Raw genomic sequence first — 13,324 nt, forward strand, 5'->3', positions numbered from 1 at the left:
TGAGCGAGGGGGGCGGAAATTGGCCAAAACGTGGAGTATAGGGCTGCCGGGCGTGAGCTTCAACGGGCCGAACTTGGCACGCGAGCCGGTAAAAATGGCAGGCTAGAGACTGTGGGGCGAATGAACGTGCGCAGGTCGCTTTCGCTTTCGCATGTAAGTCAGGATGGGTGGGCTATTGATTGAAGGCAATGAGTCGGCGAGTTGTGTCGCACTTTCACCATTATTTCATTGGGTGCGACTTTATTCTCGGCGGTCCTTTCGGCGATGGGCTTGCAAGGTGTTGTCGTGATTGAGTTTAGGAGTTCGGTTGTTTCGAGGTCTTCAAGAGTAATGTCGCAGTGAAAACCGCAGGTGCGACATTACCCTCTTGGGCGGCTACTGCGGCCTTGTCATTCTGACGGGAGTAATGCTCCCGGAAGCGCGTAGGCCCTAACGAGCTCCGCGAAGTTACGGCGCCTTCCACGCAACCCCCGTTGGTGTTCCCATCCACCTTCCATGACCGGATCCCCCCTCTCTCAACCACAAAAGGAGAGAGTGTACATAATAGCACATTCGACGCGAGCTTTCTAGTACCCTTTGGAAAGAAAGTCGAAATAGTTTGGTGGTCTTTGTCCAACGGAATTCACTTCGTTATTTGCGCGTTCGGGGGAGATGACGCAGCTCGGTTGAATGGCGGTCGACGCGGCGCTCCGGCAGATGATGAGTCGTTCGATCGACAGCGACCGAGAGCCTCCACACAATCCCAGGGTAGTCCGTGAGCTCGTTTACCTCGCACCCGGACAACCCTGGGCTGACAGACGGAACCGCTTCGGGGTAGGTGGCACCGACGTTCATCCAAGTAGGTCGGTCGTCTCGGCCGACGTGGGACAACATAGCCACTTCTGGAGGTCGGCAGGGTCAGGTCCCGTCCGACCCCGGACAGTTGACGACGTGGCAACGTCAGCTGCCGGCCGGGACGAACGGCCTACTACTGCCTTGCGTCGAAAATGCCGTCCGCTGGCAATGCTGTCGTCGTCATTGGTCGCGCGGCGGTCAGGTTGGGATTGAGCCTCGGTTTTGCGAATGCTATAAGCCGCGAGGAACCAAGCTAGCGTTGGGTCGCTACCTATTGGCTCGTCATTCCATCTCGCGACAGGAAGTCCAGATGTTGAGTTTGCCGGTGACTCGATTCGTGGCGAATCGCGCGTGGATGGGCGTGCCGCTCCTGATCGCTGCGGTGTGCTTTGGTTGGGGCATCTACGCGGCCTACCGATCGCTTTCCGCCGAGTCGGACGTGTTCGTTCGACTGGGAGCGGGCTCCGCGATGACGCGCCGCTACCATATTCTGGAAAGCTTCGACCGCGAGGCACGTGCCCGCGACCTGTACGTCGAGGTGGTGCCGACTCAGGGGTTCGAAGACTCTATCGAACACGTCGCCGAAGGGAAAACGGACCTCGCCATCGTTTCGTCGGGCTTGCGATCGGACGCGGCGAAGGACGTTCAGCTGCTCGCGGGATTCGAGGTCGACGAGCTCCATATCCTCGTGCGGCGTTCGATCGCAGAGAAGCACGCGTCGCTGTTTGATATGCTTCGCGGGCGGCGGATCAACCTGGGGCACGAAGGGACCAACGACTACATGCTGGCGAGCGATGTGCTTCATTTTCTGCGTTTGCACGCCAAGGACGCTTCGGGCAAAGGAGATTTCACCGAGCTGAATTTCACAAAGGAAGAACTCGCCTCGCTCGCGCACGATGTCCGTACCGAGACGGGCGTGCAGCGAGCGACGCGACTGCAAACGATGCCCGACGTGATTCTGACGGTGGTGTCGCAGCCGAGCGTTCTCGCGCAGTCGCTGCTCGACACGGAGGAGTACGAGCTGGTGCCATTTCCTTACGTCGAGCCCTATTTGATGTCGAATCTGCCCGAAGGGGCCGAGGATGGCGACCGGGTCGATCGCTTGCTGGTCGAGCGGGCGACGATTGGCGGCGGCATGTATTTGGGCGAGTCGCCCATGCCGGCGTGGGACTGCCCCACGCTTGGTTTAAGGACGCTGCTGGTGGCGCGTGCGGACTTCCCGGCGGCGAGCGCCCGCCGGGTGATGGAGACGATTTTCGAGACCGACTTTGCGCGGCGCGTGAGCCCGAAGTCGCCGCGTGAGATTGCGGCGGCCTACAAGATTCATCCCGAAGCCGAGGCGTACCTCGACCGCGACGAGCCGCTAATTACCAGTTCGGTCTGCGATGCGGCTAGCGAGCTATTCAGCATTGTTGGAGCCTTCGGCGCAGGTGCACTGAGTATCTACGGCTACCTGCGCCGCCGCAACATTCGCCGGCCCGGCGAGTACCTCGACGAGATTCGAGAAATCGACGCCCTGGTCTCCGGCCAGCGGCCCGACGCGGCGCAAACACTCTCGGCCGCAGAGCTCGACCTGCGACTGACGCAGCTCAAAGAGCGGATCATTCACGACTACTGCTGCAACCGCGTGCAAGGCGAAATGGTGCTCTTGAGCGTGCTATCGATCCTCGCCGACAGCCGAAGCCAACTGCGTGCGGCGCCGACGCGAGGGAGTTCTGAGAATGGGATGCCGGTGGAGCGTAAGCCGGGATTAGCGGCGTGATCGCGATCTGGTGCTATTGAAGAATGGGACGCGGACGAACGCGGATTTGGCAGGATTTGCGCGGATTTTGTAGGTCGGTCGTCCCGGCCGACGAGGGATACCGTTGCCACGTTTGGAGGTCGGCGTGGTCAGGTCCCGTCCGACGCTTGGCACTTGACGAGGTGGCAATGCCGGCTGCCGCGAAAGCTCTGCGGCAGGATACGACATTTTCCAACGCTCAGCCCACGCCTTCGACCGGCGGGTCTTCTATCATTCCCCAGTATGGGGAGAGGAAAGTGTCCTTTCGCTCTTCAACTATCCCCCTGCGGACTACGTGAACTGTGTAGCCCACAGAGCACATATTCTCGATATCATCTTCCATGGAATACATGATTCCAAAACTCCCCGGGAATTCATGTGCGATGGAACTGATGAGCATGACGATAGCCCCATGGAGCTCGCTACTACGCTTTACGTACGAATTATATACGAGTTGATCGTCACCACGTGATGTCTTGGTTATGCATGCTGCATCGAGTCCAGCATCCCACTGATCCCAGGTCTGAAGTCGTTTCTTGAGGGACTTTACGCCATCTTGAAAACGCTCGAAGCTTCCGAGGGCGCGGTCATTGGGGCTTGGCAGTATATTCAGCCAGATGTGGCATTCGTACATGGTGCGAAGTTCCAGATTTGTGGTACCGCTTGGCCTCTTAGCTGTCCTTACTCTTTGGCTGCAAGTTTACGAACTTCTTCACTAACGTGGTATCATTTCCCTGACCTCGAATTAACGTAGAAAGCGCAAACGGCGAGAACGGCTATCGACGGCACGATGAGGCGGTAAACCAATTGATTCTGTGACGACTGACTCGCATTTAACTGCTCGTAAATCAGCGTGTAGGGCACTTCGTGACCTTCTTCTCGGAGTGCGTTCCCAAGATCAGAGGCCATCGCCGCTGGACGTGCGATACTGACCCCTAGCGAGAGTAGTAAGTAGATGACGTTCAGCGCCAGCGCGAGATACACCCCGACGGCTACTCTGGTTGGAATCATATGAGCACCTCGGATATTCGCTAGCGGAAGGGCGCTCGCCGCTCACGCCGGCACCGCCGCTAAGTCACTCGCCTGCGGCGGTTCGTTCGAGCCGGCGAGGACTCGGATGGCTTCGACCAGCATCAGGGCGGCGAGGCCTAGTAGCACGAGGCCGATCCAGGGGACGGGGTCGCTGGGGGCTTGCCAGTTGCCTTCGCCGGTGCGGAAGGCGGGGATGGTCATGGCGATCAGGGCCCAGGTGCTCATCACGTACATGATCACAGTCGGGATGCCGGTGACGAACCAGACCCACATCGCGCGGCGAGTGCGCCACAGCCATACGGTGACGCCCAGTAGCGTGAGGGCGGCGAGCAGTTGGTTGCTGGCGCCGAACAGGTTCCAGAAGAGTTGCCATACGGGAGTCTTCGCGTCGGACGGGTGGCGGAGCATGAAGAACAGCGGCACGCCCGCGGTGATCGCGGTGCCGAAGATGCGACCCCCCTGCCCTTTCCAACCGGTGAGTTCCTGAATAACGAATCGGCCCAGACGCGTGCAGACATCAAGCGTGTCGTACACGAACGTGGTGAAGGCCATGAGGGCGAACGTGACGCCAATGGCTTTGGAGACGTTGATTACGTCGAGGAACTTGCCGATGCCGTGGGCGTAGATTTGGTTGGGCTTGCCGGCGAGTTCGGACGAACCCTCAGCGAACATCATCACGCAGCATAGCGACACCACGGCGACCATCCCTTCGAGCAGCATCGACCCATAGGCCACGGGCTTGGCGTCCTTTTCGTTGCGAAGCTGTTTGGAGGTCGTGCCGCTGGCGATGAGCGAGTGAAAACCCGAGCAGGCACCACAGGCGATGGTAATGAACAGCAGCGGGAAGAGCGACGCCGTGCCGCCCGTGGCGGTGGCGACTTCCCAACCACGGAAGGCAGGGTACTCGATGTTAACGTTGCCAAACGCAAGGCCGACGGCTCCCGCGCCGAGCGCGGCGTAGAGAAAGTACCCACCGAGTTGGCCACGTGGTTGCAAGAGTAGCCACACCGGAAGCACGCCGGCGATCAGGCAGTAGGCGAGCAGGATGGCGCTCCAGAGTTTAACGGCCGAGCCATCGCTCCAGCCGGTGATCGCGGCGAGGTCGAACGGGACGTTGGGCCCCCAAACAATCGCCGCGGCGACCATGGGGAGGAAGACGCAAAGCGCCATCCACGAAGGCATGCCGGCGTAGCGCATCACCAGGCCCATGACCAGCGTGATCGCCAAGTAGATGAGCGACGACGAGGCAATCGCGCCGCCGCCGATGCCACCGTTCTCGGCAAGCGGTGCGCCGACGAACGACGCCGCGGTGACGCCGGTGAACGCGACGATGATGTAGACCAGGGCGATCCAAATGAACGTGAGAAACATCAGGTAGGACCGCCGCGACATGTAGAGCCGTACCACCTCGGCGATGGAGGTCGCGCGATGACGGATCGAGGCGACCAGCGAGGTGATGTCCTGCACGCCGCCGATGAAGATCGAGCCGACCAGAATCCAAATAAGCGCCGGCAGCCAACCGAAGAGGAGCCCCGCGAGGATTGGCCCCACGATCGGCCCCGCCGCGGCGATGGCGGAGAAGTGCTGCGGCAGGAGTTCGCTGGCAGCGATTGGCTCGAAGTCGATTCCGTCGCGCTTCTCGACCGCGGGCACGGGGGCCTTGGCGTCAAGCCGGAGCAGCCGCGCGAGCAATCGCCCGTAGGTAAGGTAGGCGACGCCAAGCACGACGGCACTGGGAAGGACTATCCAAAGCAAATTCATGAGGGGGAAGCCTGACCGAGAAGCAAGAGCCCCGCGTTCAGGGAAGCTACGTCCTGAAGGCGAGTGGCAAAGCGAATGGGGAGCGCTTTAGGGAGCGCGGTACGGAATAGGATGACCCAACGTGTTGGAGAACGCAACGGCACAATTCGCGGGGAAAAAGTTCATGGCGAAGCAGCTGGTTCGAGTCGATAGAGGCCCGAACCGTGGAACGGAAGTTGACGCTCGAATCGGCCTTCGAACACGCCGAGGTCCTCGCCCGACCATAGATCGAGGACGCGAGTCTTGCCGGTGAGGCCGAGCTTCGCGAAATCGACGCCAACGGGCTTGGTATCCTTAGCTTGAGAGTTGTTGTCGTTGCTTTGGGCGTTGAACAGGGCCAGATACTGGTGATCGCTGTCGGGCACCTCGGCGGCCCAGACGATGAGATCGTCGTCGCGCGAGAGCTGGCGATTGTTCGTACTGTGCTGGTTGACCTTCAGTACCTTGGGGTTGGTGAGCAGCTTGAGCGCCCGGTCGTCGAGGCGAGTCATATCGCCGCCGAAGATAAGCGGCGAACGTGCGATGGACCACAACGTCATCAGCGTCTGTCCTTCGTCCGGCGTGAATTTAGAGGGGCGATTGAATTCGATGATCCCCAGCGGCAGCATGTCGGCATCGGGCCAGTTGCCCTCGCGCCGGAATGGGGTCCAATGATCGAGGCGTTCAAACATCGGATGGAGTAGTTCCCAGCGGTCCCAGAAATCGTCCGAGATGCGCCACAGGTTGGCGTGGTTCTGAACGTGTGGCCCGGCGGTGAGGGGCGTTGCTCCTGGCGAGAGGCTCAGCGCAATGGGCCGCCCCGTTTTGTCGATCGCGCGGCGGATGGCTTCGATCTCCGCTTGCTGCGTTGCATCGTACGGTCGCGAGATGTCGTCGACCTTCACGTAATCGACGCCCCACGAGGCGTAGAGCTTGAAGAGCGAATCGTAGTACTCCTGCGCGCCGGGTTTCGACATGTCGACGCCGTACATGTCGGGATTCCAACTGCACGTCGAATTGGTGTTGGCGATGTCGGCGGCGCGGGCGTCGGTGCCGAGCAGCCCCGTGTTCTCTTTCACCGCTTGGCGGGCGATGCCACGCATGATGTGGATGCCAAAACGCAAGCCCTTTTGGTGGACGTAGTCGGCGAGTGGCTTGAAGCCCTGGCCATCCGCCGACGAGGGGAACTTCTTCACCGCGGGTAGCAGCCGGCTGTACTCGTCCATTTCGAGCGGCGCGCCGGGCTTATAGTTGTGACCCGTGGCGTTCGGTTCGTACCACTGGATGTCGACGGTCAGCACGTCGTAGCCCGCCGGCAGCAGGTGCTTGGCCATGGCGTCGGCTTGCTGCTTGGTCTGCTGCTCGGTGACGGTGGTGCCGTAGATGTCCCAGCTATTCCAGCCCATGGGGGGCGTGGGCGCGAACTTGCGGAAGGCTTGGCTGTCCTGGTCCTCGGCGGCCGAGTGCATTGCCGGAGCCGCGAGGATGGCAATCGCGAAAGCTACGAGCAGCGAGAGCGTGCGCCTTGGCGCCTTGGCCGCCCAACTTAACGGCGAGTTGAGAATCGTGTTCAATGCCATCTCCACCTTTGAACTTGAACGTGACCGAAGCCGAGCGACTTCCAGCAAAATAAGATAATACCCAGCTTACCAGCCAAGCGGAGCCAGGCCTAGCAGATCGTGTAGCGGGCTTCCGGCCAACAAGTCCTCCAAAATACGAAAGGTAGCTTTTATGTCGAACTCCGTAACGAGCACCGCCGACCAATTGGAGCAAACCATCAACGAGTGGCGAGGGCGGCTGCTCGACGTCTCGCCCGCTGACGCCCACGTGAAGCCGTCGCCTGAGCGTTGGTCGATCTCCGAAGTGATGGGGCATCTCGTCGATTCGGCCTGCAACAATCATCAGCGGTTCGTACGGGCGCAAGCCGCGGACAGCCTCCAGTTTCCGAAATACGACCAGAACGCTTGGGTGGCGGAGGCCAACTACCGCGAGTTGGAGTGGACTTCGCTGGTGGAGCTCTGGTACCACTACAACCGCTTGCTTGCCGTAGTGATTCGCAACATTCCAGAATCGAGTCTCGCGGTCCCTTGTACCATCGGGAACTACGATCCGTGCACGCTGGAGTTTCTGGTGACGGACTACTTGGATCACATGAATCATCACCTGCGCATTCTGGCGGAGCGGGTGGGGCCGTAGCTACTTCTGTTTCTTGCGGAGCGCGATGAGTTGCTCTTTCGCTGCGGCTGCGTCGAAAATTTGTCCGTCGGCTTCGAGTCGCGCGCGGAGTGCTTTGTAAGGAAGCTCATGGAGCGATTCGCTACGATCCAACGCCAGCACGGCGGCGGTTGCCGTGGCTTGGCCGAGGTTCATGAACACGGGCTCCATGCGTATCGAACCGTACGCCACGTGGCTCGACGAGATGCAAACGCTTACCAATAGGTTGCTGACTTCGTTGGCCCGTGGCAGCGTTGCGCGGTAACTGATCGGGTAGGCTGCCGGCCGCTTTTCGAACCAGCCATCCACGCGGAAGCGATTCTGGCTGTCGATGCCGTAGTTCACGAGGTGCGAATCCATGGCGTAAGTGCCAAGCGTCAGACCATCGTCGGCGACGCGGGCGCCGCTGCAATCGTGCTCGGTCATCACGTAGTCGCTCACCAGTCGCCGGGCTTCGCGGACGTAGAGTGCGGGAGGCCAGTGGTCGGTCGCGGTGAACTCGTCGCGGGCGAGGCCCCAGTTCTTCGCCTCGTTGCGGACGGAAGCCGGCACTAGGGGGTCGTTCGCCACGAACCACAGAAGCCCTTGCTGGTAGTCTTTGTGCTCCTGCCACAACTTCGCGCGCTCGTCGTACGTCCCCTCGGGCCAGCGGTGGCTGCCGCCAACGTAGTCGGTTGAATAAAACCGGCGATTATTGGTGTCGGTCTTGAGGTTCGGCATCGGCGTCAGAGAGAACACCGAGCGGTTGAGGGTGGGCTCTTTCGCGGCTTGTAGGTTGCGGAGCAGGATCTCGTAATTCAGTGGGTTGTAGCTCTTCGGCTTCTCGATCGTGACGCGGTTGTCGGGATCGTTGGTCAGGCAGAGGCGAAAGTTGTACGCCTGCGTTTGCTGGTCCCCTTCGCCCTCCATCGCATCGTCCACTCGAACCAATCGAGGAAGGAGGCCGCTGGTGGGATCGCCGGCGATGACGAAGGGGCTGATCTTCTGCGTCGTCTTGGGCGAGGCCAGCCGGACGCCGTTGAGTGTTTCGCCATGCACGCCGTTTCCTTCGCGCCCGATAACATACGAAGCCCCGGCCGCGGCGAGCAGATCGCCCTCGTAAGTGGCATCAATGAAGACTCGACCCGTGTAACGCTGGCCATCGATGGTAGTAATCGAAGCGATCTGCGTCCCGTCCTTCGCCACGCCCCGCTCGCGATCGAGCGCCGCCCCGAGCACGACTTGCACGCCAGCTTCCTTGAGCATCTGGTGGAGAATCGCCGAGGCGACATGGGGCTCGAAGTACCACTGGAGTTTCAGCTCGGGCGTGACGCTGAGGAAGTGCTTGGGGAAGTAGCCTTCGCGGGTTTCGCGGGTCCAGGTCTCGGGGTTCTCATAGTGGTCATAAACGCGGCGATAGAACTCCCGGGCGATGCCACCCACCGCGTAGCGCATGCCGGCGTCCGTGGCTCCGAGGCCTCCAGTGGTCAGACCGCCGATGTGCTGGCTGGGCTCAAGGACGATCGCAGTGCGACCCATCCGCGATGCCTGAATGGCGGCCATCACGCCGCTGGCCGATGCGCCGTAAACGACCAGATCGGCATCGCGGCGTGGCGTGACCTCAGCGGCACAGGCGTTGACGCCGAGTGCCAGTAAAACAAACGCCAGACCGACGCGAACGAGCGTATCCATGAGACCGCCTGCTAAAAAGTACCGCATGAGATGCCACCGATCTTCGGAGAGGATCGAACAAGCGTTGTGGCACTTCTTTCAACCCCTACCGCGGCCATATGACGCAGAACTCGCTGCTTTTGCGGGGACAAACATCTGGCGCCGCGGCGCGGATGACGAACCGACTTCAATGGACCGAACGGGCCGGCTATGGCTGTTGTACGCCCTCTGCCGAGGGTTCGCAAAAACAAGGGTCGGCCGCGCAAGTCCGGCTATGGCTCCATTGGTTTGCGGGGTAAGATATGCTGGCATAGGCCCCCGCGAGGCGGGGGCCCGCGAGCTTCGAGCAACGCACGGCATCGGGCCGGCGACCGAGATTGTAGAGGCCCCCTGGTCTTTAGGGTCCACAGGCGGGGGTCGTTCCTATTCGTCATGCTGACATTCCGAGGGAGGGATGATGATTCGTTGGGCTTCGCGTCTACTAGTTGCGTGTGTGGTCCTGGCAAGCGCGTCGTCCGCTTGGGCGAGCGAGGCCGATCTGGTGATGCCAGACATGAGCCAGCAGGATTTCATGGGAGTGAATGGCCGCGTCTGGCTTATGGGCGGCCTGGTGGTCTGTGCCTTGGGCATGGCGTTTGGTTTGGTGAACTACGCCAAGCTAAAGGCGCTTCCCGTCCACAGTTCGATGCTCGAAGTGAGCGAACTGATCTATGCCACCTGCAAGACGTACTTATTTAGCCAGGGCAAGTTCATTCTGCTCCTGCAGCTCTTCATTGGCGCGGTGATGGTGTGGTATTTCCGGTTCCTGAGCAACATGGGCTGGACACAGGTCATCACGATTCTCATTTTCAGCCTGATTGGCATCGCGGGGAGTTATGGCGTCGCGTGGTTTGGCATTCGAGTCAATACGTTCGCCAATAGCCGCGCGGCGTTTGCGAGCCTCAAAGGCAAGCCCTACCCCGTGTACGCGATTCCGCTGCAAGCCGGTATCAGCATCGGGGCGCTCCTGATCAGCGTCGAGCTCGCGATGATGCTGGGCATTCTGCTGTTTGTCCCGGCGAGCTACGCGGGGGCGTGCTTCATCGGTTTCGCGATTGGCGAATCACTCGCCGCGTCGGCCCTGCGTATCGCGGGCGGTATCTTCACCAAGATCGCCGACATCGGTGCCGACTTGATGAAAATCGTGTTCAAGATCGACGAAGACGACGCCCGCAACCCGGGCGTGATCGCCGACTGCACGGGCGACAACGCCGGCGACTCGGTTGGTCCGACGGCCGACGGTTTCGAAACCTACGGCGTGACGGGCGTAGCGCTAATCACGTTCATTTTGTTGGCCGTACCGGATACTGGCAATCAAGTCGCGCTGTTGGTCTGGCTGTTCGTAATGCGGGTGGCGATGATCATCGCGAGCATTGGTGCCTACGCGCTGAACCAATCCCTAGCCCGCACCAAGTACGAGAACGCCGACCAATTCGATTTCGAGCGCCCGCTGACCTCGGTGGTGTGGATCACGTCGCTCATTTCGGTCGCCGTCACGTATTTAATGTCCTACCTGCTGATCCCCGAAATGGGCGACGGTACGCTGTGGTGGAAGCTGTCGACCATCATCACCTGCGGCACGCTCGCCGGGGCGATCATTCCTGAGCTGGTGAAGATCTTTACCTCCACCAGTTCGCAGCATGTCCGCGAAGTCGTGGCGTGTAGCAAGGAAGGCGGCGCGTCGCTCAACATCCTGTCAGGCCTCACCGCTGGTAATTTCAGCGGCTTCTGGATGGGACTTGCGATCGTTGGCCTGATGGCGATTAGCTATCTGGTGGCCGAGCAGGGCCTGGGAGCGATCATGCAGGCTCCGTCCGTGTTCGCGTTTGGTTTGGTGGCGTTCGGCTTCCTCGGCATGGGTCCGGTGACGATCGCGGTCGACTCGTATGGCCCTGTCGCGGATAACGCGCAGAGTGTGTTCGAGCTGTCGACCATTACGTCGATTCCGGGCATCGAAGGAGAGATCGAGCGTGACTTCGGGTTCCGTCCTAATTTCGAGAAGGGAAAGCTGTTTCTCGAAGAGAACGATGGCGCCGGCAATACGTTCAAAGCCACGGCCAAGCCGGTGCTCATTGGCACCGCTGTGGTGGGGGCGACGACGCTTATCTTCTCGATCATTTTCATGCTGACCAAGGGCTTGCAGCCAGAACTTACCCAGTACCTATCGATTCTACATCCGCCATTTATGCTCGGTCTCATTTCCGGCGGAGCGGTCATCTACTGGTTCACCGGCGCTTCGACCCAGGCGGTGACAGCCGGCGCGTACCGCGCGGTGGAGTTTATCAAGAAGAACATTCGCCTCGACTCGGGTGCCAAGAAGGCGAGCCTGGAGGATAGCAAGAAGGTGGTGGCTATCTGCACGCAGTACGCGCAGAAGGGCATGTTTAACATCTTCTTGGCTCTATTCTTTTTGACACTCGCATTCGCCTTTATCGACGAGTACTTCTTTATTGGCTACCTGATTTCGATCGCCATCTTCGGTTTGTACCAGGCCATCTTTATGGCCAACGCTGGTGGCGCTTGGGACAACGCCAAGAAGATCGTCGAGGTCGAACTGCGGCAGAAGGGCACTCCGCTGCACGATGCGACCGTGGTGGGCGATACCGTGGGCGATCCGTTCAAGGATACCAGCAGCGTGGCGCTCAACCCCGTGATCAAGTTCACCACGCTGTTCGGCCTTTTGGCCGTGGAGCTGGCGGTCGAACTCGAACTGGGCGTGACGCACACCGTGCTGCTGGGCGGCGGGCTACTTGCCGTTGGTTTGTTCTTCGCTTGGCGAAGCTTCTACCGCATGCAGATTTCGCGGTAAGGCGAGCTGATCGATTCGATGAAACTCGAACGAGAGTGGAGAGCTGGCCTCGGGCTACTCTTCACTCTCGTTTTTTTGTTCCTCGTCCGCCGCATCCTCGGCCGGCTTGTCAGCTTCTGCTGCTTCGGCCGCTTCGCGAATCTTGGCGACCGTCTCGAGCTTCACGTCGGCCGTGAGGGTTTCGTCGCCCCGCTGGTAAGTAACCTTCACGGTGTCACCAGCGTAGAAAGGCTTCACCGCGTACTGCAACTGCATCTGCGTGGTGACCTGCTGATCGTTGATCGCCGTGATCAGGTCGTCCTTCGCCAGGCCGGCTGCTTCGGCAGGGCCGGCAGGGGTGACGGCTTCGAGCTTGGGGGGCGTCTCGCGTGGCGAGCCTTGTGCAAGGTTAACACCCAAGAACCCGAGCTCGAGGTTCTCGCCTGACTTCATGCGATCGAGATTGGTGAGCCACGGAGCCAGCGGCACGGCGAACGCAATGCCCGAATCGTACCATTCGACGCCAGCGATGGAGCCTTCGCTCGCCGGTGACATCGGCGAGAGGATGCCCAGCACTCGACCCTCAATGTCGACCACCGGTCCGCCATAGTTGGCAGCCGACGCCGCGGCGTCGGTCTGCATCGCCCGACCCTGAATGCGATCGAGCGCACTGACGATTCCCACCGAGACATTCGGCCGATCAACACGGAACGTCCGCCCGAGCGCGATGGCCCACTGGCCAATGCGGTAGCTGTCGGCCGGCGCGATCTCGGCGGTGGGAAGGTCGGACGCGTTCACAAGCTTCAGCAGCACCAACTTCCGGCTTTGGTCGGTGGCGACGATCTCTGTCGCGAACTGCCGGCCGTCGGCCAAGAGGGCCACGACGGTCGCTGGTGCGGGATCGAATCGGTAGCGGCTCGTAACGACATAGCCGTCAGGAGAAACGATGAGTCCGGTCGAAGGGCCACTTGCAAGCGTAACGTCCTCCACTCGATCGGCACCGCCAATGATCTGAAGCTGCACCACCGACGGGCTGACGCGCTCGATCGCTTCGCGAATCGCCTGTTGCTCAAGCTGCGCCAGCGACTGGGATAGCACCCGTTCGCTACTGGCCAAGCAAATCGTGAAGTAAACGATGATGGCTGCGAGTCGACGCGCGCGGGTGTGCATATGGAGGTTCATCGACGAATCCGCGGGGCGAATGGAGT

The 13,324-nt window shown here is 60.6% G+C and carries 8 protein-coding genes; 3 read left to right on the forward strand and 5 right to left on the reverse strand.

Annotation, left to right across the window (positions count from 1 at the left end; all coding sequences use genetic code 11):
* Positions 1-1,144 precede the first annotated feature (1,144 nt).
* Positions 1,145-2,596 carry a hypothetical protein gene (locus SH292x_RS10425; protein ID WP_442485548.1) on the forward strand — a complete coding sequence of 484 codons (1,452 nt, stop codon included), beginning with the start codon at positions 1,145-1,147 and terminating at the stop codon, positions 2,594-2,596.
* 217 nt (positions 2,597-2,813) lie between these two features.
* Here the strand turns inward: SH292x_RS10425 and SH292x_RS10430 are convergent, their stop codons facing one another.
* The 3 genes from SH292x_RS10430 to SH292x_RS10440 all read right to left on the reverse strand — a co-directional run bounded on the left by SH292x_RS10430 (position 2,814) and on the right by SH292x_RS10440 (position 6,999).
* Positions 2,814-3,248, reverse strand: coding sequence for an Imm7 family immunity protein (locus SH292x_RS10430; protein ID WP_442485549.1), 435 nt, complete (start codon positions 3,246-3,248; stop codon positions 2,814-2,816).
* Between the two features lie 419 nt (positions 3,249-3,667).
* A complete protein-coding gene (locus tag SH292x_RS10435) occupies positions 3,668-5,407 on the reverse strand; it encodes a carbon starvation CstA family protein (RefSeq protein ID WP_442485550.1) in 1,740 nt (579 codons plus the stop codon).
* A 161-nt stretch (positions 5,408-5,568) separates the two neighbouring features.
* A complete protein-coding gene (locus tag SH292x_RS10440) occupies positions 5,569-6,999 on the reverse strand; it encodes a glycoside hydrolase family 27 protein (protein ID WP_442485551.1) in 1,431 nt (476 codons plus the stop codon).
* 157 nt (positions 7,000-7,156) lie between these two features.
* Here SH292x_RS10440 and SH292x_RS10445 point away from each other — a divergent pair, with 157 nt between their 5' ends.
* The gene (locus SH292x_RS10445; protein ID WP_442485552.1) at positions 7,157-7,621 is read left to right on the forward strand and encodes a DinB family protein; all 465 of its coding nucleotides are present in this window, start codon (positions 7,157-7,159) and stop codon (positions 7,619-7,621) included.
* Here the strand turns inward: SH292x_RS10445 and SH292x_RS10450 are convergent, their stop codons facing one another.
* The gene (locus SH292x_RS10450; RefSeq protein WP_442485553.1) at positions 7,622-9,310 is read right to left on the reverse strand and encodes an FAD-dependent oxidoreductase; all 1,689 of its coding nucleotides are present in this window, start codon (positions 9,308-9,310) and stop codon (positions 7,622-7,624) included. It abuts the gene before it with no gap.
* A 433-nt stretch (positions 9,311-9,743) separates the two neighbouring features.
* Between SH292x_RS10450 and SH292x_RS10455 the strand changes: the two genes are divergently transcribed.
* A complete protein-coding gene (locus SH292x_RS10455; protein ID WP_442485554.1) occupies positions 9,744-12,137 on the forward strand; it encodes a sodium-translocating pyrophosphatase in 2,394 nt (797 codons plus the stop codon).
* A gap of 54 nt (positions 12,138-12,191) precedes the next feature.
* Here the strand turns inward: SH292x_RS10455 and SH292x_RS10460 are convergent, their stop codons facing one another.
* A complete protein-coding gene (locus SH292x_RS10460; protein WP_442485555.1) occupies positions 12,192-13,298 on the reverse strand; it encodes a S1C family serine protease in 1,107 nt (368 codons plus the stop codon).
* Positions 13,299-13,324 lie beyond the last annotated feature (26 nt).

The sequence above is a fragment of the Aeoliella fuhlenseeensis genome (assembly GCF_052161615.1).
Lineage (GTDB): Bacteria > Planctomycetota > Planctomycetia > Pirellulales > Lacipirellulaceae > Aeoliella.

Bases quoted from the DNA above. Each gene is read 5' to 3' on its own strand.
- SH292x_RS10425 (WP_442485548.1), top strand. From the start codon at position 1,145: ATGTTGAGTTTGCCGGTGACTCGATTCGTGGCGAATCGCGCGTGGATG.
- SH292x_RS10430 (WP_442485549.1), bottom strand. From the start codon at position 3,248: ATGTACGAATGCCACATCTGGCTGAATATACTGCCAAGCCCCAATGAC.
- SH292x_RS10435 (WP_442485550.1), bottom strand. From the start codon at position 5,407: ATGAATTTGCTTTGGATAGTCCTTCCCAGTGCCGTCGTGCTTGGCGTC.
- SH292x_RS10445 (WP_442485552.1), top strand. From the start codon at position 7,157: ATGTCGAACTCCGTAACGAGCACCGCCGACCAATTGGAGCAAACCATC.
- SH292x_RS10450 (WP_442485553.1), bottom strand. From the start codon at position 9,310: ATGGATACGCTCGTTCGCGTCGGTCTGGCGTTTGTTTTACTGGCACTC.
- SH292x_RS10455 (WP_442485554.1), top strand. From the start codon at position 9,744: ATGATGATTCGTTGGGCTTCGCGTCTACTAGTTGCGTGTGTGGTCCTG.
- SH292x_RS10460 (WP_442485555.1), bottom strand. From the start codon at position 13,298: ATGAACCTCCATATGCACACCCGCGCGCGTCGACTCGCAGCCATCATC.